Below are 23436 nucleotides of genomic sequence, written 5' to 3'. Positions count from 1 at the left end.
CCCGCGTGAAGTTCACTCTTAGTAGAATTACATTTCCTATCGTTAGAAGATTCACTCGATATGGCTTGCTAATTTTATATATATTAAGGGAGGGAGAAAAAAATGATACAAGCTACAATGAATTTTCCATAAGAACTTTTCGTTTTACAATTCACCTAGTCTAAAAAGTGTTCAAAACGAAAAAAGAGCAAGCTTTTCAGCTTACTCTTTACTTATGACGTCGGTTTTTCCCGCCAATTGGAATTGGCTTCGCTAAATATTTAATTCGTTCCATAATACGTGCTGCTTTCATTTGTTCTGCTTCACCACGCTGTGTATACGTTAAATGATGCTCCAACTCCTTAAAATCAAAGTTAGACGTAAAGAACGTCGGTAAGTTTTCTAACATACGGAATTGCAAAATTGCACCAAGCACATCGTCACGTACAAAGCTTGACATCGCTTCTGCTCCGATATCATCTAGCATTAAAACTTGTACGCGCTTCACCGCATCAATCTTTTCCCCAATCGAATTATCTTGAATCGAACTTTTAATTTCACGTAGAAATTCAGGGAAGTATACGAGCATCGAACTGATTTTCTTTTGAGCAAGCTCATTTGCCATTGCTCCTAACAAATACGTTTTCCCTACACCAAATTTACCGTACAAATATAAACCTTGTACTTTTTTACCAGGTTCATATGTACTTAAAAATTCATTAGCTGCACCAATTGCATCAATACGCGCATCTAACTCTGAAGGATCTAAGTTCTCCATCGTTGCCTGTAAAATGTCAGTTGGCATATATACACTTTGAACGAGTTTTTCATATTTCTTTCTCTCGTCATATGCTACTTTTCTCACGCAACGATCGTATTGAATATCAATCATCTTCCCCTGAATAACGAGCTTTGGCTCATATCCTTGCAGCATGTTTTTACACGAACCTAAATCCGGACAATCTGCGCAACCTACACTTTGTCCGATATATTCGTATAACTTCACAAGGCTGCGCTCAATCATAGAAGTTGTTACTTCACCTTGATGTTCGTCTATAAATTCTTTCACACGCGGATGTGCCATTACTTCCGCCTTTAATACTTCATATCTATTTTTAAAATTTTTATTTTCCATTAACTTTGCAAATGAATTTTGAATATGCTCCATTTTCTCACCTCAAAGAGCGTTCATTCTCTTCTATTAATCACGCTTATATTTTTTTAACACTTCTTCTAGTCGTTTTCGTTCATCATCTAACGTACTTGCATCTTTTTTCTTACTTACATCTTTCTTCACTGTTTCTTTCTCTTGTTCTTTCGGCTCTTCTTTCAGCCAATCTGGTACCATTTCTTTTCTTATCGTTTTCTTCGACGTACGGCCTTTTTTCTTCGTCTCAGCCCATTCTTGATATTGACGATTCTCTTCTTTCGCTAACGCCATTGCTTCAGCTACTGTACCGACCTTTTTACGTGCCCAATGCCCAGCAATTTTCTCCACATACGTTTTTGCAAGCTTCATATCTGAGCGTAGCATAACGTAATAAATAAGTACATTCACAACACCTGGCGTTAATTTTTGATTGATCATTACATCTTCAACGATCTGCAAGTCAGCCTTTGTCGCCTCTGCACCACCAGAGATTTCTTTCAATAGTTGTTTTGGTGAGATTTCCTCTAACTGTTTTATTAACATCTCTTCTTGCGTAGAAGGCTCTTTCCCTTCCATCATACGTGCAGCGTGCGGTTGTACTCTTTCACTTAATACAGGTAACGCTTGACCGTTTTCGAACTGATACCAATCACGTGCTCCTTTTCTAAGCCTTTCGATATCAATTGTCTGCATCTCTGTCACCGTACCAAGAACGATATTTTGCATCGATAACACATCTACATCGTACACGTAAGCAAGTGTAATGACACATTCTCGCACTTGATCTGTAATCGCCTTTTTAGGGACAAGAGCGGACAAGCCATCTACAAATAAGGAGAAATCAAAGAAATCATTCCAAACCTTTGGAGCGTCTCCCTTCTCGTTACTTGGCATAGCTGTCGTTTTTGGAATACGAAGATCTTCTTGCGCATGCTCAAGCTGTCCTGGATTAAACGAACCAAACACATCATTGAAAGAACGCGTAACATTTTCATAAGAAGCAAAATCAAATTCTTCTTCTAAGAAATATTGCTTTACTTGATTATATTTTGTCCGACTCAATCGATTGTATAAAAAGATACTTAACACAATATCATCAAAAAATTGTTTCGGAGATAAAGGCGGTTGCAATTCGTATATAAACATTCGAATATCTTTTTCTTTCTTAATATATACCTTCAAAAGCCCAATTGCCTCTAATTTTACTCGTTCCTCATATATTTCGGGAAGCTGCATTTGCATGGTCACCATAAGGGAATGATGTGTATTCTCTTTTCCAAACACACGATCTTGCTCTAACTCTCCCCATAGCGTCATGTACAAGCTAAAAGCTCTACTACCTACTAACGGCTGATACAACATCGTTAACACTTTTCGGTCGTAATTATGCAGTAACCCTTTCGCACTTACTTTATAACGATCAATTGGCAATAGCTCCATCCATGACTGTTTTTCCATTCTTGCTTTTCCTTTCTCTCATCCAATCTATCCTCTACTTCATTCGTTCTATCTTCATTATATAATTTCTTAGCGAAAAAGAGCTATTAGCTTTCGCTTCTAGCTCTCTTATCTCATTCCTTACGGTATGTAAAGAGAATAAAATACAACTTCTACTCTCTTTCTTTTTGCAGTATATCTTTTAATTCTTCAATAAATACATTTAAATCTTTAAATTGGCGATATACAGAAGCAAAACGCACGTAAGCAACATCATCAATATCACGCAGTTCTTCCATAACAATTTCACCAATCATATCACTTTTCACTTCTGATATACCTAAATTACGAAGTTCACGTTCCACACTTTGAGTTACTTCTTCTAATTGCCTTAAAGATACTGGTCTTTTTTCGCATGCTTTAATTAAGCCGCGTAAAATCTTTTCTTTATTAAACTCTTCACGTGTGCCTTCTTTTTTTACAACAATAAGAGGTGATTCTTCTACTCTTTCAAATGTTGTAAAGCGACTTAAACAACTTTCACACTCTCTCCTTCTTCGAATAGAGCGCCCCTCGTCTACCGGACGCGAATCTAACACTCTTGTACCATTATGAGAACAGGATGGACAACGCAATATATTCACTCCTTTACACTATACTCTTTATTTTTCCTCTACTTACTTCATCTGACAATATATATATAATATTATATAACTCATTCTAACTCTCTTACCACTTTAAGTTTACGCACATTATTTTATCATCTCGTTTTCAAAACTATGATGATAGATGGGGCGTTAACTTATTCATAAGAGCTCAATTTATCTAACTAACGAGTACGTTATATTTTCCCTTTTTTATAAACTAAAAAAGAGGTGCATTATACACCTCTTTACATTTTAAATCAATTATGTTCTTTTTTAAAGAGCTTTTGTTTCTCTCTGCTTAATTTCGAAGCTACCAGTGCCTCGAGGAAGCTCGATGCTCTCACGCGTTTTCGCGTTTAAACCTTCTGCAATATATTCTGCAGCAACATTTGGATCAATACGATCCCCACAAGTATAAACATCGATACTTGCGTAACCGTGCTCCGGAAAGCTATGAATTGTTAAATGTGATTCCGAGATAATGACTACTCCACTTACACCTTGTGGTGCAAATTTATGGAAAGCCACCTCACGTACTTCAGCACCAGCTCTCAGTGCTGCATCCACAAATAATTGTTCAATATACGGCATGTCATTAAGCTTGTCGAAATCGCAATCCCAAAGTTCAGCGATCACGTGACGACCCATCGTATCCATAGTATCCATTCTACAGTTCCCCCTTGTAAATTTATTCTAACTGTTCGAATTGAAAACTAATTTGCAATTTGGCTTGCTCCACTACCACGGGGGAAAGTTAGTCCAGAGAGGTCCTAACCCTTTAAGTAGTGACTACGTACCTCAGCTCTTAAGTTTACGAGTGTTAGTATACTTTGTTTATTTTCATTTTGCAACAACAGTTTTTTCGATTTTCTGTCATATTTTCCTCTTTACTTTTCCCTAAAAAAAATAAATGATTCACAAATACAGTAATCACAACGTTTCGTGGTATGTCCACTTTTAAAAATATACTTATATAATTTTTTTCCTTTTCAGAAAAAAATAAAAAAAAGAGGGCAAATATTCAATCGCCCTCTCCCTTATCCACTTAAATATGTTGCACATTTTCTTGTTTCGCTAATTCGTCAACCACTAACGTTACAAGATCCACAACACGACGAGAGTAGCCCCACTCGTTATCATACCAAGCAAGTACTTTTACTTTACGATCACCCATTACCATTGTAGATAAACCATCAATAATAGCTGAGTGTGTATTTGTATTAAAGTCAATAGATACTAAAGGCTCTTCGCTGAATTCTACAATACCTTTTAATGCACCGTTTGCAACAGTTTTGAATGCTTCATTAATAGCTTCAACTGTCACATCACGTTTTACATCTACTACTAAGTCAACAAGAGACACGTTTGGCGTTGGTACACGAAGTGCCATACCATGAAGTTTTCCGTTTAAGTGCGGAAGAACTTTTGCAAGCGCTTTCGCAGCACCTGTCGTTGTCGGAATAATCGATTGTCCGCAAGCACGCGCTCTTCTTAAATCTTTATGTGGGTTATCAATATTTTTTTGGTCATTTGTATAAGCATGAACAGTTGTCATTAAACCGTTTTCAATTCCAAACTGCTCATCTAACACCTTAACAACAGGCGCTAAACAGTTTGTTGTACAAGATGCATTTGAAATAACAGTATGTTTTGTAATATCTAATTGGTCTTCGTTCACACCAACTACAATTGTTACATCTTCATTTTTACCAGGCGCTGTTAAAATCACTTTTTTCGCTCCAGCTTCAACATGAAGAATTGCTTTTTCTTTTGAATTAAATTTACCAGTTGCTTCAATTACAACTTCAACACCTAGATCTGTCCAAGGCAATTCCTTTGGATCGCGGTTGTTTAAAAGGCGAATCATTTTCCCATCAACTAATAAGTGATCTTCGAATGCTTCTACTGTTCCGTCAAACTTGCCGTGAACTGTATCATATTTAATTAAATGTGCTAACGTTTCAGATGGATAGCTTGCATTGATTGCTACAATTTCGAATGCGCTTTCTTTTATTGCCTGACGAAATACCATTCTCCCAATACGTCCAAATCCATTAATTGCCACACGAGTCATAATATGTTATCCCCCTTGAATGCGTTATACTATTTATCTCCAATCCCAATAATAGTATAACACAAAAAGGGGATATGTCACTAAGCATTTTCATTAATTTCACAATTTTTTAGTCAATAATGTTCCAATTCTTTAAAATCACCTGTAATTGTGTTTTCGTTCCCATAATTGTGCCATCATTATTTATCACTTCATCTGCATTCTTCACTTTTTCTTCTAACGGCATTTGAGATTGAATACGCGCCGTTGCTTCTTCTTCTGAAAAATTATTTCGTTTCATTAAACGTTCTAATTGCGTATGTCGCTTAACTGCTACAACTAAAACACGATCAACGAGACTTGTTAATTTCCCTTCAAACAGAAGAGGAATATCTAGCACAACCGCTTGCATACCTTCTTTTATGTACATTTCCTTTTGCGTATTCATTTCCTCACGCACCGCAGGATGAACAATTTTATTTAACTGCAGTCGTTTTTCTTCATTATAGAAAACGACACTTCCTAATTTCGGCCGATCCAATTCTCCATCTTCTTTTAATACTTCCGTTCCAAACACTTCTACTATTTTGTTATATGCTGGTTTTCCTCGCTCTACAACTTCTCTCGCAATAATATCCGCATCAATAACTGGTATACTCAGTTCACGGAACATTTCTGATACCGTACTTTTCCCGCTTGCAATGCCTCCCGTTAATCCAATTACTACTGTCATCATAATCCTCCTCACAATATAAAAGGCGCGAAACTAATGTTCCACGCCCATACTTACATTTTCCAAATTCCAATAATAATGAGTAATACCCCAGGCAGGAATGTAAATTTTTGTAACCATTTCATATTTGATAAAACCGTTCCAAGTTTCATTCCAATAAATAAAAACAAAGAACTCATCACTGCAACTAATATCGCCATCATAGCAGGTGCATACCCTAATAAAGATGCACCAATTCCAGCACCGAACGAATCTATAGAAAGAGCGATACCAAGAAGTAACGCTTCTCCTGCAGAAATGGTGCCTGATTTATCAAAATCTGCAACAGTCGGTTTCCGTAAAATTTGAATCACTAGCCCGAGTGAAGAAATTTCTAATTTCCAAACCTTCTCCTCTTGCTTCGTTTCTTCTTTTTTCTCACTTCGAAAAAATTGGTATAACACCCAAATTCCAATTCCAATAAGAACAAGCCCACCGATACGCGTTGCGATAACAGGTGAAAATACTTTCGCTATCATATGTCCAATTCCCATTGAAACAAGCATAACAGCCGCTGAACACATTCCGATAATTATAATTGATCTTAGTGGAATTCTTACACTTCTTAAACCATATGTTAGCCCTACACTACAGCTATCTAAGCTTAATGTAAAAGCTAATAAAATAAGAGATAAATAAAGGTACATCGGTAAGCTCCTCCCTTATACATAGCCCTGCTGTATGTATATGACAAATGCCTATCCGATGTTATCTCTTTTCTATATTCTCGGCTGACAAATTGGGCAGTAATGCGTTCCTCTTCCGCCAACAACTGTTTTTTCTAATATCGTACCGCAAGTTACACACGGTTCTCCCTTTTTTCCATATACATTTAGAAGTTCTTGGAACGAACCAATTTGCCCTTGCGAGTTGATATACGTTCGAATTGTACTTCCGCCACGCTTCACTGCTTCACCTAATGTTGTAACAGTCGCCTCGTAAATTCGTTCAACTTCTTCTGCTGTTAAAGACGACGATTCTCGTTCCGGATGAATTTGAGAACGGAATAAAACTTCATCTACATATATATTTCCAAGCCCTACTAAAAGTCGCTGGTCTAATAATACGACTTTTATTTTACGATTGGTCTTTTGCAATCTTTCTTGTAAATACTGCGGTGTCAATTCAGCATCAAACGGCTCCGGACCTAAGTCAGCAAGAGGCATTTGATTCAATTCTTCACCTTTCTTAAAGAGATGCATCGTACCAAACTTTCTCACATCTTTATAATGTAATTCAGTTCCATCTGTAAATAAGAAACGGACATGCGTATGCTTATCAATTGGCTCGTCTTCTTGATGCAGTAAAAACTTACCTTCCATACGCAAATGTGAAACAATAACATAATTCGTTACATATAAAAGCAAAAATTTCCCTCTTCGCTTTATATTTTCAATCTTCTCGCCTCTTAACATTTCTTTAAAAATTTCTACATCATCCGGTCGTTTTACTATTTTCGGATAAGTAACAATGACATCTTCAATCGTTTTTCCTGTTACAAGATTTTCAAGTGTCCGTCTGACGTTTTCAACCTCTGGTAATTCAGGCATCTCATCACTTCCTTATTTTGCATCGTACCAAGTTGGACCGTAAGAATAATCAACTTTCAGCGGAACTGCGAGTTCAATTGCATGCTCCATTACTTCTGGTACAAGCTTCTCTAATTTTTCAATTTCTTCTTGTGGTGCTTCAAATATCAATTCATCGTGTACTTGCAGAAGAAGACGAGCTTGTAATCCTTCTTCTTCTAAACGATCTGCCATAATAATCATCGCTTTTTTAATAATATCTGCTGCAGTACCTTGAATTGGTGTATTCATAGCTGTACGCTCAGCAAAACTACGTAAATTGAAATTACGACTCGTAATTTCTGGAATATAACGGCGGCGCTTTAATAATGTAGCCACATATCCTTTTTGTTTCGCATCTTTTACGATGTCGTCCATGTATTCTTGTACACCAGGGAAGCTTTCTAAATACTTTTCAATAAATTCCGCTGCTGCTTTTCTTGTAATTCCTAAGTTTTGTGAAAGACCATAATCACTAATACCATATACAATTCCGAAGTTAACAGCTTTCGCTTGTCGTCTCATATTTGAAGTTACTTCATCTTTTTCAACGCCAAATACATCCATAGCTGTTTTCGTATGAATATCCATGTCACGTTGGAACGCATCAACTAGCCCTTTATCATTTGCAATATGAGCTAATACACGAAGTTCAATTTGTGAATAATCTGCCGCATACATAATCCATCCTTCTTGTGATGGAACGAATGCCTGACGAATCTTTCTTCCTTCTTCTAATCGAATCGGGATATTTTGCAAGTTCGGATCCGTTGAACTTAATCGACCTGTTTGCGTTAATACTTGATTAAAACGAGTATGGATTTTAGATGAATCTACATGTACAACTTTTAATAAACCTTCAATATAAGTTGAATTTAGTTTCCCTAATTGACGATAATGTAAAATGTTTGGAATGATTTCATGGCGATCCATAAGCTTTTCTAGTACATCAGCTGACGTAGAATAACCTGTTTTCGTCTTTTTAATAACTGGTAAGTTTAAGTTCTCAAACAGAATAACACCAAGCTGCTTCGGCGAATTAATATTAAATTCTGTTCCCGCAAGCTTATAAATTTCCTGTTCCATTTCCTTTAATCTACCTGCAAGTTCTTCTCCCATATTACGAAGACGCTCCGTATCAACTTTTACACCTTTTACTTCCATATCAGCTAATACACGCGCAAGTGGTAATTCTAACTCTGTAAACAGTTCATATTGCTCATTCTTTTGTAACTCTTCTACGAATGTTTGCTTTACATCATATAATACGTGCACTTTACGAGCTACATGCTCCGCTACTACTTCTAGCTCTGGAACAGCACGCTTTGCACCTTTTCCGTAAACTTCTTCATCGGATTTCACGGCATGCGTTTCTTTCATTTTCGCTACAGTACGGAAATCTTTATCCGTATCAGCCGGGTCAAGTAAATAAGCAGCAATTAATAGATCAAAGTCAATCCCTTGCATATCTATCCCGTTCCATTTAAGTGCAACGATCGCACGCTTCGCATCAAATGTATGCTTTCTCATTTCTCCATCTGCAAGCCACTCTTTAAAAGCATCTGACTTAAGAGCAATGTCTGTCTGAATAAAGTAACAGCCATTTTCATTTTGAATACCAAAACCTTGAATGTCCGCTTTATGATAGTTATCTTCTTGTACTTCAACAATAAGCGCACTATCTTGCTGAAGCATTTCTTCTGTAACTTCTTCCACAATATCAAATGTAATATCATCTAATTCAGCTGGAGCCGTTTCTTCTGGCGTAACACCTAATTTATTTAAAAGAGATGTAAATCCTAAATTCTCGAACATTGGAATAACATCACTTGCTTCATACCCTTTATACTCCATATCATCCACATGTACTGTAATCGGCGCATCTGTAATAATAGTTGCAAGATCTTTACTCATAAGAGCTTGGTCTTTATTTGCTTCCAGTTTTTCTTTTAATTTCTTTCCGCTTACTTGCTCTATATTTTCATACACTTCTTCAACCGTTCCAAACTGTGTTAACAATTTAATCGCAGTTTTTTCACCAACTCCTGGTACCCCTGGAATATTATCTGATTGGTCTCCCATTAAACCTTTCATATCGATAATTTGCTTCGGTGATAAGCTGTATTTCTCAAATAAAGCTTCTTTCGTATATTCATCTACTTCCGTAATCCCTTTTCGAGGAATGCATACAAGCGTGTTATCAGAAACAAGCTGAAGTAAATCTTTATCTCCTGAAATAACTTTTACATTTGCTCCTTGCTCACTTGCTTCTTTCGCTAGCGTTCCCATAATGTCATCCGCTTCATAATTTTCTAATTCATAACGCGGTACGTTGAATGCATCAAGCATCTCACGAATAAACGGGAATTGCTCTGACAATTCAGGTGGAGTCTTTTGACGTCCTCCTTTATAATCACTATACGTTTTATGACGGAACGTTGTTTTACCCGCATCAAACGCTACTAACATATGCGTCGGTTTTTCTTCCTCTAATATTCTCATTAACATCATTGTAAAACCGTAAATTGCGTTCGTATGTATACCTTTGTCGTTATTTAAAAGCGGTAGTGCAAAGAAAGCACGATACGCGATATTATTACCATCTACTAATACGACCTTTTTTTCCAAAACAGAAACCTCCCCATACAAATTTGAAATGATTTTTTTCACAGAAAAAAACCGTTCCTTTCCTCTCTCTATATTAACATGACTAATAGAGAGAAGAAAAATAACGGCTATTTTCTATTATATATACAAACGTTTACTAATATAAAAGGGAAGTGACGAGAACAGCATAACTATTCTCGTCCAAAATTACTCCTTGGATGAAGGGGTTTTCATGTATTATATTAACAGAGCTTTATTAATATTTAATTAAGCCATTGTTAATATATTGTAAACATCCTTCATCCTATTTTTCGGTTGCTGATTTTGGTAAAACAACTGTAAATGTTGTCCCTTCCCCAACTTCACTATCCACTGTAATCGTACCGTGATGCGCCTCAACTAAATGCTTTACAATTGATAACCCAAGGCCTGTACCACCAGTATTTCTACTTCTCGCTTTATCCACTCGGTAAAAGCGTTCAAAAATACGCGGAATTTCATCTTTACTAATACCAATTCCCGTATCCGATACTTTTATATAAGCATTATATTTATCTTCTGCTAATTCTACAGAAACAACGCCTCCAGCCGGCGTGTATACGATTGCGTTATTTATTAAATTAATAAAGATTTGCTTCAAACGACTCGGATCTCCAATGACCGAGACTCCTTTTAGCGCATTTACTTGTAAAGAAATTTCTTTTTCTCCTGCTTTGTTATCAAGCACCATATGAATGTCTTCAAGAAGTCCCTTCATATCAACGGTCCCCATACTCAATTTAAATCCTTGTTGCTCAATCTTTGATAAATCTAATAAATCTTCAATTAACCCTTGCATGCGTTCACTTTCTTTTAAAATAATGTGCAAGAAATGTTCGCAGAATTTTTTATTATCCATCGCACCGTCCAAGAGCGTTTCTGAAAAACCTTTAATAGAAGTAATAGGTGTCTTTAGTTCATGAGAAACATTCGCTAAAAAGTCTTTTCTCATTTGTTCTAATTTCTTTAGCTCAGTAATGTCATGGAATACAAGGACAATCCCTTTCCATTCATGGTTCGTCCCGATAATTGGTGCTCCATATACTTCGAAATGCTTTCGCTCAATTCCAAGCGGCAATAACATTTGTTTACGCACTTTCACTTCTGTCATAAAGATTTCTTCCACGAGCTCTATAATTTCTGTATGATGAAACGATTCATAATATAAACGATCTAAATATTCTTCATCTGTTACGTGGAAAGTCTCCTTATACGAACGGTTTACAAGGTTTATATAACCGCGGCTATCAATTAAAATCATTCCGCTGCCCATATTTTCAATTAACGTATGCAGACGATCTTGTTGCATTTCTTGCTCAAGTGTCATCTCTTGTAAATTCCGGGCTAAAATATTAATCGCTTTACTCAGCATTCCTGTTTCATCTGAATGACTTTCATAAGCGCGTGCTTTATAATTTCCCTTCGCTAATTCGATAGCAACTTTCGTAACGGATTCAATTGGCCTAATATATTGCCCTGTAATTTTCATACCTAAAAATACGACTACGAGACAAGCGATAACAAATCCGATAATTAATAATCCCCACGTTTTTTGATGAACAGCTTTCAAAGGCTCAATTGTACTTTTCACCAAAATATACCCTTGTTTTCCTGCCACATCTTGAACGAAAACCGCATGGTAAAATTCATTATTCTGATCTGTTTCTTTCGTAATGACTTTATTTCTTTGTTTCGTTGTTTCAGAAGTAAGTTCTTTCATTATCCCTTGGCTAAACGCAGACTGTTCTCCGCCGCTATATTGTACTTTCTTTTTTTCATCTACAAATGCAATAGAAGCCTGTATTTTTTCTTCTAACTTTTCAAATACATATGGATTTTTTAAAACATCATCAAAACCCTGTTCTTCTGCTAATACTGCAACATACTCTGTCTCTTTTACCATTCTCTCTTTGGCATGTTCTATATAGTAGTTTTCAAACACAGTTTCCAGCAATAAACCTAGTCCAACTAAAATAAAAACAATAAGAGAAACAAATGTAAAAAGAAGCCTGGAACGAAATTTATTCATCCCCTTTTGGCTCCTCTAATTTATATCCTAAACCACGTATCGTTTTAATGTACGTCGGTTTTTTCGTATTTTGTTCAATTTTATCGCGCAAATGGCTAATATGAACGTCAACAATTCGTGTATCACCGGCAAAATCATAGTTCCATACAGCACTTAATAATTGATCACGTGTCAACACGCGACTTTTATTTTTCGCAAGATAAACAAGTAGTTCAAATTCTTTTGGTGTTAATTCAAGCTTTCTTCCTTGGAAATAAGCCTCATAAAATTCTGGCAAAATTTTAAGTTCAGCAATTGTGATGCTCTCTTCATCTGATGTATCTTTAACTTGTTCTTCTTGTTGCAATTTCGTGCGGCGCAAAATTGCCTTCACACGCGCAACAACTTCCCTTGGGCTAAATGGCTTCGTCATATAATCATCTGCCCCAAGTTCAAGACCTAGCACCTTATCAAATTCATCATCTTTTGCTGTTAACATTAAAATCGGCGTCATAACGCGCTGCAATCGTAATTCTTTACATACTTCCATACCATCCATTTTTGGAAGCATTAAATCTAATATAATTAAATCTGGGCGTTCTGTTGTCGCTTTTTGAAGCGCCATTTCTCCATCCATCGCTGTTATCACTTCAAACCCAGCTTGTTGTAGATTAAATTCAATTAAAGTTAAGATAAATTCCTCATCATCAACTACTAAAATACGATTGTTCATTCTTTTCCTCCAAGTTATAGACTTGAAACCTTCTTCATCCTAGTATTTTCCCCGTTATTCTCATCATACTAGAAAACAAGGTCCCTCTCAATATAATTGTCTATACATGGATTCAGATTGTGCTATTGTTATTACTCATTCACTCCAATTAACGTGTTGTTATCCATACTTTATACACTTCTATATCATTATTAAATTCCACATTCGTATAAATATTAAATTCTCGATTTTGCGCTAACAAAAATGCAAGAGCATACGCTATTTTATAGTCTAGCGTTTCATATCCATCAAATACTCTTCCATACATTTCATTCGCTACCCCGTCTGCCCACACTTCAGCTTCTCTTATCGTTTCAAAGATAACATCTTCTCTTTTCCATCTCATCTTAAAAAACCACTCCTTAAATTGACTTCAATTATCAAATCACGATATAGTAAATACTGTTAATCTAAAAATCCAAATATAAGGTATAAGGAGACTCTATTATGCGACTAGTGCTACCTATTCTGTCTTTAATAGTAACGTGCATTCTTACATTCAACGCCCCAAGCTGGGACACGATTAAAACAGGTTGTTCCGATTTCGCCGAAGGATTCACACAAGGATTCTTTAACTAAAAATAGCGCTAGCCCCCTTATACAAAGGTATGCTAGCGCTATTCATATTTTTACTTTTTAAAAATTATCTAATGCTTTTTCCATAATAGAAACTGATTTAAAAGGCGGCGTTACTGTTAAGGAACCTTTTACAACCGTTTCTCCTTTTTCATCATGAGCAGATACAAGCATATCAATTGTATGTTCCTCCTCAGAGACAGCCACAACTTCAAAGTGGATTTGTAACGTTTCATAATGGTGAACATGCTTCACGAACGTAAGGTCCTTCCTTGTAATATGACTACCTGGACCTGGTAAATATTTCGTAACTGCCGTTGTAATCATTCCCGTTAGCATAATGCTTGGTACAATCGGCTTTTCATACGGAGTTTGGGATGCGTAATCATGCTGAATATATAATGGATTGGCATCATTTGTTAACCCTAAGTACAATAACAAATCTTTATCCTCAATTTTTTCAGTGATAGATAATTTCTCTCCTACTGTAATTTCATCCATTCTACGACCAATTTGAACTTTTTTCTTTAACATGTTACAACCCCCTCCGATTTTTTCACCTTATTATCCTACTAAAACCGATACCTAATCCGAAATTTACTATGATGAGGGCAATGTATAGTATAAATCTATAGTTTCATTATAGGATACACCAAATGATAGCGTTTTCATATTATTCCAAAAAAACATTTGAATAAATAGTAGAAAAAGATTCGGGGCCCCGAATCTTTTTCCGCTTATATTTAATTATTAAACAAGAACCTTCATTACATTACGTACAGATTCTACAGAGCGATCTAACGCTTCTTTTTCATCTGCAAGAAGTTCTAATTCAATAATTTTTTCAATTCCGTTACCACCTAGAATTACTGGTACCCCTAAGTAAAGGTCGCTATAACCATATTCACCTTCAAGGTACGCAATAGCCGGCAATACACGGCGTTGATCTTTTAAGATTGCTTCTGTCATTTCAACTAAAGAAGCAGCTGGTGCGTAATATGCACTACCGTTTCCTAATAAGCCTACAATCTCGCCGCCACCTTTACGGGTACGTTCTACGATTGCTTCTAAACGCTCTTTCGGAATTAACGTTTCTAACGGAATGCCACCTGCATAAGAATAACGTACAAGAGGTACCATATCGTCACCGTGTCCACCAAGAACAAATCCTGTAATATCTTTCACAGAAAGATTTAATTCTTGTGCAATAAATGTACGGAAACGAGCTGTATCTAATACACCCGATTGACCGATAACACGCTCTTTCGGGAATCCTGCTTCTTTAAATACAGAATATGTCATTGCATCAACTGGATTTGTTAATACAACAATAATCGCATTTGGTGAATGTTTTGCAATGTCGCGCGTAATGCTTTTCATAATTTTAGAGTTTGTTGCTACTAAGTCATCACGGCTCATACCAGGCTTACGCGCAATACCTGCTGTAATAACAACAACGTCAGAATCAGCAGTATCTTCGTAATCAGATGTTCCAATAATGTTAGCATCAAAACCTTGTACTGGGCTCGCTTCTAACATATCTAACGCTTTCCCTTTTGTTGGATTTTCCAGTTGTGGAATGTCCACTAATACAACATCTGCAAGTTCTTTTTGTGCTAATAAGAATGCTGTTGTTGCTCCTGTAAATCCTGCACCGATGACTGAAACTTTCTTGCGTTTGATTGTCATAATTTACCCCCCGCTTTAATTATGCGTTTTTGATTATCGCTACATCCATGTTTTTAATAAGTTCATTAGCGAACTCAGAACATTTCACTTCTGTTGCACCTTCCATTAAGCGTGCGAAATCATAAGTTACTACTTTTGAAGCAATTGTGTTCTCAACAGAAGCAGTTACTAATTTCGCAGCTTCGTTCCATCCTAAGTGCTCTAATAATAATACACCAGAAAGAAGAACTGAAGATGGGTTTACTTTGTCTAAACCTGCATATTTTGGAGCTGTACCGTGTGTAGCTTCAAAAATAGCATGTCCAGTCACATAGTTAATGTTTGCACCAGGTGCAATACCAATTCCACCTACTTGTGCAGCAAGTGCATCAGAGATGTAGTCTCCGTTTAAGTTCATTGTTGCAACAACATCGAACTCACGTGGACGAGTTAAAATTTGTTGTAAGAAGATGTCTGCAATAGAATCTTTTACGATGATTTTTCCAGCCACTTCAGCATCTGCCATCGCTTTATTCGCTGCATCTTTACCATCTTTCTCAACGATACGGTCATATTCAGCCCAAGTAAATACTTTGTCGCCGAATTCTTGTTCCGCTACTTCGTAACCCCAGTTTTTGAAAGCACCTTCTGTAAATTTCATAATGTTTCCTTTATGAACTAATGTAACAGAAGAACGTTTTTCGTTAATTGCATATTGAATTGCAGCACGAACAAGACGCTTTGTCCCTTCTTCTGAGATTGGTTTAATACCAATACCAGATGTTTCTGGGAAGCGGATTTTATTAACACCCATTGCTTCTTTTAAGAAAGCAAGAACTTTTTCTGCTTCTGGAGATCCTTGTGCATATTCAATTCCAGCATAAATGTCTTCTGTATTCTCACGGAAAATAACCATATCAGTATCTTCCGGACGTTTTACAGGTGAAGGAACACCTTCAAAATAACGAACTGGACGTAGACATACATATAAATCTAATTCTTGACGAAGTGCTACGTTTAGAGAACGAATACCACCGCCAACTGGAGTTGTAAGTGGACCTTTAATCGCGATTAAATATTCACGGATTAAATTTAAAGTTTCTTCTGGTAACCACTCGCCTGTTTGGTTGAATGCTTTTTCCCCTGCAAGCACTTCTTTCCAAACGATTTTCTTCTCACCATCATAAGCTTTTTCAACTGCTGCTTCTAGTACACGAGATGCAGCTGCCCAAATATCAGGACCAATTCCATCTCCTTCGATAAATGGAATAATCGGATTGTTTGGTACATTCATAACACCGTTAGTTACAGTAATTTTTTCACCTGTCGTCAATGTGATAACCCCCATGTTTGAAATTTCATATGTATGAAACTGAGGGAATAACCCCTCAGTTCAAACCGTTATTCAAATTAAAATATTCTAATCATTACGTCTTTCCGAAAAAATCAGACTTTTGAAAGCGTATTTTCACTATCAAAATAGTGTTTTTCGCTTATCGTTGTGCAATTGGAACATACACTTGATGTGTTGGTCCATTATAATCAGCACGTGGACGGATTAAACGGTTGTTTTCATATTGTTCTAGAATATGAGCTAACCAGCCTGACATACGGCTAATTGCAAAAATAGGTGTAAATAAGTCATGGTCAATTCCTAAACAATGGTATACAGAAGCTGAATAGAAATCAACATTTGGTGGAAGACCTTTTTCTTTTGTTACAATGTCTTCAATTTTGATAGACATATTATACCATTTGTCTTCTCCTAAAAGCACGCATAATCTCTTGGACATTTCGCGTAAATGTTTTGCACGCGGATCACCCTGCTCATATACACGGTGGCCAAAGCCCATGATTTTCACTTTATTTTGAAGAGCATTATGAATATATGATTCTACATTTTCTTCTTCGCCAATTTCAGTTAACATCTTCATTACATTTTCATTTGCCCCGCCGTGAAGAGGACCTTTTAACGCACCGATTGCTGCTGTAATACCAGAATATACATCTGAAAGTGTAGCTACACAAACACGTGCAGTAAATGTAGAAGCGTTTAACTCATGATCTGCGTGAAGTACAAGCGCCTTATCAAAAGCTTCAATTTCAACTTCATTTGGCTCGCGATCATTTAACATGTACAAGAAGTTTGCAGCTAATGATAAATCGTTTCTAGGCTCAACAACATCTAAACCTTTACGAATTCTTGCATAAGCAGCAACTAAAGTTCCCACTTGAGCCTGCAATTTAACCGCTTTCAAATAATTGGAGTTTTCATCCATAATTTCAGCGCTCTCATCGTATAATGATAGCATGGAAATTGCAGTTCGTAAAACAGACATCGGATGTGCGATCTTTAAATCTACTTGTTTCAAATATGTTAAAATCTCACCTGGAACTTTATAGTATTCCGATACAGTCTCTTTAAATTTCGCTAGTTCTTGTTCATTCGGAAGCTTGCGATGCCATAATAAGTACACTACTTCTTCAAATGTAGCATTCTCAGCTAAATCATCAATATTATACCCAACATAAGTTAATGTATCATCAATAATAGAGCTCACAGATGATGTTGTTGCTACTACCCCTTCTAAACCTCGAATAACAGTCATGACATTCTCTCCTTTTCCTGAAAATTCTCCCAACCTTGCTCCTTATATCTATTTGCTCCCCTTTTGAATTATGAACGCCCGTTCACTCTTTAGGCAAGCAAAATGCACGATCATGCAAATTTGTTGCGATGTTCCCCTCTTATGTCCATTGTTTACATGGAAAGCATGAGCGTGAATGTCTCCCCGAATCCTCACGCTCAAAACAACAAGTTAGTGAGGAAAATTAATTCCGAAGAGTTTTATGATAAAAACAACATAAAACAATATCATTATAAAATTGTTTTATGTTGTTTTTATTTTATCTGGTGTAAAGTCTCTGCTGTTATGTAACTTTTCAAAGTTTCTAATCCTATTATAAACAATTATCTGACTTTTGTGAACAGAAAGAATTCAAAAATTTTATATTACTATAAAATTCCTTATTTAAACATCTGTATAATACTCATAACTGCGTAGGCAATTCCAGCCCCAATTAATGGACCTACAGCAACTCCATTAAATAAAGCAACCGCTATAATTGTACCGAAAACGAGCGCAGTTGTAATATGAGGATCCGTCGTCAATAATTGTACGCCGCCTTTCGCTAACAAAGCAACCGCTACCCCCGAAGCTAAAGCAATCCATGCATAATACGATTTCGCCGCTTCACCAAGTTGTTTAAAACCTATTTCCCCCGTCGCAATCGGTACGAGCACTGCTATTGTAATAACCGTAACACCAAGGTTAATCCCTTTCGTTTGTAGATAAGGAAAGACTTTGTCTCCTAAAAACGTAAATTTCAATAAAAACAACACACCAATAGCTACAGTAAGCGATTGGTTTTTCGCAATAAGTCCTATAATAAGTAGTATGAATAAAAATAACGTTGACTGACTAATCATGTTTGCACTTCCTTTCTGAAAATAATGAACTCATTTCCAAATAAAAATACCTTTAAACCTATCGTTATACATGCTATATCGATGTATATGCAACAATAACCACTTCATTTTTTTATGTATTTTAAAATGAAAAACTGAGACTTTCACCATCAAAGATTTAAGCATGTATACATTTTTAAAACGATTGTCTCTCCTTTCTTTTCTAATAAGAAACAGGTAAAATAAAAAGAAGAGAAAATGAAGTTTTTACCATATAGTAGAAGCATCAACACCAAGCCTTTACAGTCACTCATATACTGAAAAAGCAGGAAAAATCCATCATTCCACTATAACATAAAGTGAAACTTTAATCAGTGGGGCATTTTCCACTGATTATTAGTTGAACCAATCGGGCTTTTACGGGCAGTTTATCTCCATCTAACTCCTTTAATCCAGCCGCACTTTGGGTAGGAGATTTACTGCCCGTTAATGCGGGGTAAAGTGAAACTTTAATCAGTGGCGACACACTCGTTATAAGTTGAACGAATTAGGATAATCCAAATTGGAATGGGAGGTATACATCTTTGAACCGAAACTTACTATATATGATATTGCGACTTATATTTGTCATTGTAGCAACGGTAGCCGGGTTCTATGCATTACTATATATGTCAGGACTTATCTACCCTTTTATTATCGCTTTCGCATTTGCTTATTTGATTAATCCTGTCGTCAATTTCCTTAATCAAAAACTACAATTTCCTCGCGCACTAGCAGTACTCGTTAGCTTAATTCTCGTATTCGGAGCTATCGTCGGACTCGTTACATATCTTGTAACAGAAGCAATATCTGCCACAACATACTTACTACAACTTGTTACAGTAAAGTTTCCAGATATCGTTAAATTCGCAGAGCAATTTGCACTTAATCATATTATGCCTCTCTATGATGATTTAATTTCTAAATTTAATCATCTTGGGGAACCACAGCGCTATACGATTACACAAAACATTCAAAACTTAGGAACCGAAGCAACGACACAAATGAAAGAACTTTTAACTGCTATTATAAGCGGATTAACAAATTTCATTAGTGCATTACCAACAACTTTAACTGTTCTTGTATTCGTTTTATTAGCCACTTTCTTCATTAGTTACGATTGGCACCGTCTTGCTCAGAAAGTAAGAAAATTTTTGCCCAATCGTGTTCATGGCTACGGAAAAACTATTTTTGTCGATCTAAGAAAAGCTTTATTTGGTTTTGTTAAAGCGCAACTTACACTCGTATCTATGACAACTGTTATTGTACTAATCGGACTGTTAATATTACGCGTACCATACGCCATTACTATCGCAATTATTACAGGGGTTGTAGATTTACTCCCGTATCTAGGAACAGGAGCCGTCTTCGTTCCTTGGGTTATATACGTATTTTTCACTGGCGACACTGCTTTCGCCATCGGTCTTCTCATCTTATACATCGTCGTGATTGTCCAAAGACAAATTATGGAGCCTAAAGTACTTTCTTCTAATATCGGCCTCGATCCATTAGCAACTCTGATTGCTCTATTTGTCGGCTTCAAACTCTTTGGCTTTTTAGGATTAATCATCGGTCCAGTCACCTTAGTACTACTTAATACATTGCACAAAGCTCGTGTATTCCATGATTTGTGGAAATATATTAAAGGCTCACCTTCAAAATAATAGTTTCTAATTCATATACAACAAAAACTTACATGTAATCAGTGGGAAATTCCCACTGATTATTCCTTGTACTTATTTTTCATACTCATTACATCCAACAAGAGAATTGCAACCAAAAAGGATAATTCTCTTGTTTTTTTGTATAAAAAACGCATATTTCGATGTCTTTTTACATTTTTATTCTATTTTTTTCATAATTATTACTTACATTTATTACTTTTTATGTAAATGAATAAATATACAAAATGAATTAGAATAAGACTTAAACTAATAACTTCCCTGTCCTTATCTAACTTTTCCATGCAAATTGATTCTTTTTATATACAAAAACAAGTTTGAGTTCACAAAAATTTTCGCGCAGCAGACTCATTAAGAGCTACCAACTCCCCAAATCACATATCCAACCAAAAACACACAGCGAATACAATAAAGTAAGACAACGATTAATAAGGATTTTGCCCACCACCGACTATGAACTTTCATAAGCAGTCCGATTTCCACTTAACTCCTTTGCACTCACCAGATGTTAAGGTAGGATAAAGTGCATCTTTAATTAACTTAACTTTAATCACCCTCCTCATCCTTTTGCAGGCAAAAAAAATAATGCTTAGATCGCTATAATCTAAGCATTATTTCTGCACAATAATAGTAGAGTTCTTTCTAAACTTCCATTCCATCCATTTCATAACAAACGGCTTCAATAAAGCCCTCGTCACAGGAAGAACAAAGATAAAACCTATTATATCCGTTACATATCCAGGAAGTACCAAAAGAATACCTCCTACAAAGATAAAAATACCATCGAGTACTGCCGTTCCTGGCATTTCTCCTCTATTCAACTTAGATTGAATCTCTCCAAGTACTTTAAATCCTTGCCTTTTCGCCAAATAGACACCTACAACACCCGTAAATACAATCATAGCGAACGTAGACCACAAACCTATTACATGACTCGATCCAATTAAGACTGTAATCTCAATAGCCGGTATTAAAATAAACAAGACTAGTAACCACTTCATAGTTCCACACTCCTCTCACATACCATGACTTTAAACACCCTCACAACGCCCATATACACCACACAAAAGCCAAATACATTTTCATATCAAACCTCATAATAAATAGCTTTTAAAAGCAATTTCAGACGTCTCAAGCTAGTTATATCTCATTTTTGTGTAAAAAAAAGAGAAGGACTCCGATCCTTCTCTCCGTATTACTTATAGCACTTCCGCATGTCCATTATAAACAATTCCGCGTGCCGCATCAACTGTTACTTCTTGGCCATTTTTTAAAGTTGCTGTTACGCCGTTTACACCAACGATAACAGGAATACCAATTGATACACCTACAACAGCCGCGTGGCTTGTTAGACCGCCTTCTTCTACAACTAGAGCAGCAGCTTTTTCAATTGCAGGAATCATATCTTTATCAGTGCTTGTTGTAACAAGGATATCACCTTTGTTTACGTTCGCTACAGCTTCAGCAGCTGTTTTCGCTACAACTACTTTACCTTTTGCAGCTTTACGACCGATTCCTTGTCCTTTTGCAACTTCTTCACCAACAACATGGATTTTCATTAAGTTTGTTGTGCCAGTTTCAGCAACTGGTACACCAGCAGTGATTACTACAGTGTCTCCAAGTCCGATTAGACCTGCATCCATACCTGTTTGAATTGCAGTATCTAACATTTCGTCAGTAGACGCTGCACGTTTTCCAGCCATAAATGCTTGTACACCCCAAACAAGTGCAAGACGACGTCCTACTTGCTCATCAGATGTTACAGCTACGATTGGAGATTTCGGACGGTATTTAGAGATCATTTTCGCAGTATATCCACTTTCTGTTGGAGCTACGATTGCAGCTACATCAAGAGCAAGTGCTGTATGCGCAACAGATTGGCTAATTGCATCTGTAATTGTTGGAGTGAACTCTTTAATACGTTTTTTGAACATATCTTCATACTGTAATGATTTTTCAACACGTACTGCAATGTTAGCCATCATTGTTACTGCTTCTACTGGGTATTGACCAGCAGCTGTTTCACCTGAAAGCATGATTGCATCTGTACCATCGAAGATTGCGTTAGCTACGTCACTTGCTTCCGCACGAGTTGGACGTGGGTTACGTTGCATAGAATCTAACATTTGTGTCGCAGTAATAACTGGTTTACCTAACACGTTACATTTTTTGATTAGACGTTTTTGTACTAATGGCACTTCTTCTGGTGGAATTTCTACACCCATATCACCACGAGCTACCATTAAACCGTCAGAAACTTCTAAGATTGAATCGATGTTATCGATACCCTCTTGGTTTTCGATTTTTGGTACGATTTGGATGTATTGAGCGTTATGCTCTTCTAATAATTCACGGATTTCTAATACGTCAGACGCTTTACGCACGAATGAAGCTGCGATGAAATCAACTTTTTGCTCGATACCGAAAATGATATCTTTTACGTCTTTTTCAGTGATACCAGGAAGCTTAATGCTTACGTTTGGTACGTTAACACCTTTTTTGTTTTTTACAGTTCCACTGTTAAGAACTTTTGTACGGATGTTTCCGTCAGCTTTTTCGATTACTTCTAGTTCGATAAGACCGTCATCGATTAGAATACGAGAACCTGGGTCTACATCGTCATAAAGACCAGCATAAGATACAGAGAACTTCTCTGCAGTACCTAATACTTGCTCAGTAGAAAGAACTACTTCTGCACCTGTTACAAGCTCAGCTTGTCCGTCTACGAAGTCGTGAGTACGGATTTCTGGACCTTTTGTATCAAGTAAGATACCAACTGTTTTACCAGTTTTCTTTGAAGCTTCACGAATGTTTTTAATACGAGCGCCGTGCTCTTCATGGCTACCATGAGAGAAGTTTAAACGAGCAACGTTCATACCCGCTTCGATTAATTGTTCTAATTTCTCAATACTTTCACTAGCAGGACCTATAGTACATACAATTTTAGTTTTACGCATATTGCACCTCCGA

20 protein-coding genes are annotated in these 23436 nt (G+C 36.5%); 1 reads left to right on the top strand and 19 read right to left on the bottom strand.

Going from position 1 to position 23436, the window contains the following annotated elements; translation table 11 throughout:
* Window positions 1–208 precede the first annotated feature (208 nt).
* From dnaI to AABL52_RS04560, 17 genes are all read right to left on the bottom strand, one after another.
* Complete coding sequence (gene dnaI, locus AABL52_RS04640) at window positions 209–1147, bottom strand: primosomal protein DnaI (protein ID WP_341518981.1); 939 nt, start codon at window positions 1145–1147, stop codon at window positions 209–211.
* A gap of 33 nt (window positions 1148–1180) precedes the next feature.
* The gene (locus AABL52_RS04635; protein WP_097818348.1) at window positions 1181–2587 is read right to left on the bottom strand and encodes a replication initiation and membrane attachment family protein; all 1407 of its coding nucleotides are present in this window, start codon (window positions 2585–2587) and stop codon (window positions 1181–1183) included.
* Window positions 2588–2739: 152 nt separating this feature from the next.
* The gene (gene nrdR, locus AABL52_RS04630; RefSeq protein WP_001203687.1) at window positions 2740–3201 is read right to left on the bottom strand and encodes a transcriptional regulator NrdR; all 462 of its coding nucleotides are present in this window, start codon (window positions 3199–3201) and stop codon (window positions 2740–2742) included.
* Between the two features lie 285 nt (window positions 3202–3486).
* Window positions 3487–3870, bottom strand: coding sequence for an adenosylmethionine decarboxylase (gene speD / locus AABL52_RS04625; protein ID WP_002003660.1), 384 nt, complete (start codon window positions 3868–3870; stop codon window positions 3487–3489).
* Between the two features lie 388 nt (window positions 3871–4258).
* Window positions 4259–5287 (bottom strand): glyceraldehyde-3-phosphate dehydrogenase, encoded by a 1029-nt coding sequence (locus AABL52_RS04620; protein ID WP_061677050.1) that lies wholly within the window; start codon window positions 5285–5287, stop codon window positions 4259–4261.
* A 109-nt stretch (window positions 5288–5396) separates the two neighbouring features.
* Complete coding sequence (coaE, locus tag AABL52_RS04615; RefSeq protein ID WP_341518980.1) at window positions 5397–5999, bottom strand: dephospho-CoA kinase; 603 nt, start codon at window positions 5997–5999, stop codon at window positions 5397–5399.
* A 53-nt stretch (window positions 6000–6052) separates the two neighbouring features.
* The gene (ytaF, locus tag AABL52_RS04610) at window positions 6053–6685 is read right to left on the bottom strand and encodes a sporulation membrane protein YtaF (protein ID WP_341518979.1); all 633 of its coding nucleotides are present in this window, start codon (window positions 6683–6685) and stop codon (window positions 6053–6055) included.
* Window positions 6686–6757: 72 nt separating this feature from the next.
* Window positions 6758–7588, bottom strand: a complete 831-nt coding sequence (gene mutM, locus AABL52_RS04605) for a DNA-formamidopyrimidine glycosylase (RefSeq protein WP_001114500.1) — start codon at window positions 7586–7588, stop codon at window positions 6758–6760.
* A 12-nt stretch (window positions 7589–7600) separates the two neighbouring features.
* The gene (gene polA / locus AABL52_RS04600) at window positions 7601–10234 is read right to left on the bottom strand and encodes a DNA polymerase I (RefSeq protein WP_341518978.1); all 2634 of its coding nucleotides are present in this window, start codon (window positions 10232–10234) and stop codon (window positions 7601–7603) included.
* Window positions 10235–10517: 283 nt separating this feature from the next.
* The gene (gene phoR, locus AABL52_RS04595; protein WP_063262652.1) at window positions 10518–12281 is read right to left on the bottom strand and encodes a sensory box histidine kinase PhoR; all 1764 of its coding nucleotides are present in this window, start codon (window positions 12279–12281) and stop codon (window positions 10518–10520) included.
* Window positions 12274–12993: a two-component system response regulator PhoP gene (gene phoP / locus AABL52_RS04590; RefSeq protein ID WP_001065221.1), complete on the bottom strand. Its 720-nt coding sequence runs from the start codon at window positions 12991–12993 to the stop codon at window positions 12274–12276. The genes phoR and phoP overlap by 8 nt, the downstream gene beginning before the upstream one ends.
* A 148-nt stretch (window positions 12994–13141) precedes the next feature.
* The gene (locus tag AABL52_RS04585) at window positions 13142–13378 is read right to left on the bottom strand and encodes a hypothetical protein (protein ID WP_001267378.1); all 237 of its coding nucleotides are present in this window, start codon (window positions 13376–13378) and stop codon (window positions 13142–13144) included.
* 290 nt (window positions 13379–13668) lie between these two features.
* Window positions 13669–14142 (bottom strand): MaoC family dehydratase, encoded by a 474-nt coding sequence (locus AABL52_RS04580; protein WP_000914190.1) that lies wholly within the window; start codon window positions 14140–14142, stop codon window positions 13669–13671.
* A gap of 216 nt (window positions 14143–14358) precedes the next feature.
* Window positions 14359–15297 carry a malate dehydrogenase gene (gene mdh / locus AABL52_RS04575; protein WP_000153242.1) on the bottom strand — a complete coding sequence of 313 codons (939 nt, stop codon included), beginning with the start codon at window positions 15295–15297 and terminating at the stop codon, window positions 14359–14361.
* 19 nt (window positions 15298–15316) lie between these two features.
* A complete protein-coding gene (icd, locus tag AABL52_RS04570) occupies window positions 15317–16609 on the bottom strand; it encodes an NADP-dependent isocitrate dehydrogenase (RefSeq protein WP_000206899.1) in 1293 nt (430 codons plus the stop codon).
* Window positions 16610–16769: 160 nt separating this feature from the next.
* Complete coding sequence (gene citZ / locus AABL52_RS04565) at window positions 16770–17918, bottom strand: citrate synthase (protein ID WP_170956880.1); 1149 nt, start codon at window positions 17916–17918, stop codon at window positions 16770–16772.
* A 386-nt stretch (window positions 17919–18304) separates the two neighbouring features.
* Window positions 18305–18766: a DUF441 domain-containing protein gene (locus AABL52_RS04560; protein WP_000625507.1), complete on the bottom strand. Its 462-nt coding sequence runs from the start codon at window positions 18764–18766 to the stop codon at window positions 18305–18307.
* A 563-nt stretch (window positions 18767–19329) separates the two neighbouring features.
* On the opposite strand from AABL52_RS04560, the gene ytvI reads away from it, so the two are divergent.
* Entirely contained in the window at window positions 19330–20448 is a 1119-nt protein-coding gene (gene ytvI / locus AABL52_RS04555; protein WP_001081381.1) for a sporulation integral membrane protein YtvI, read from the top strand.
* A 629-nt stretch (window positions 20449–21077) separates the two neighbouring features.
* Here ytvI and AABL52_RS04550 read toward each other — a convergent pair.
* Entirely contained in the window at window positions 21078–21467 is a 390-nt protein-coding gene (locus AABL52_RS04550) for an FxsA family protein (protein WP_000871694.1), read from the bottom strand.
* A 198-nt stretch (window positions 21468–21665) separates the two neighbouring features.
* Complete coding sequence (pyk, locus tag AABL52_RS04545; RefSeq protein WP_001232676.1) at window positions 21666–23423, bottom strand: pyruvate kinase; 1758 nt, start codon at window positions 23421–23423, stop codon at window positions 21666–21668.
* Window positions 23424–23436: the final 13 nt, after the last annotated feature.

This window comes from Bacillus paramobilis (assembly GCF_038096195.1).
In the GTDB taxonomy this organism is placed as follows: Bacteria; Bacillota; Bacilli; order Bacillales; family Bacillaceae_G; genus Bacillus_A; species Bacillus_A mobilis.
The sequence above is the reverse complement of the archived record's forward strand: the minus strand, read 5'-3'. Positions and strand labels throughout refer to the sequence as shown.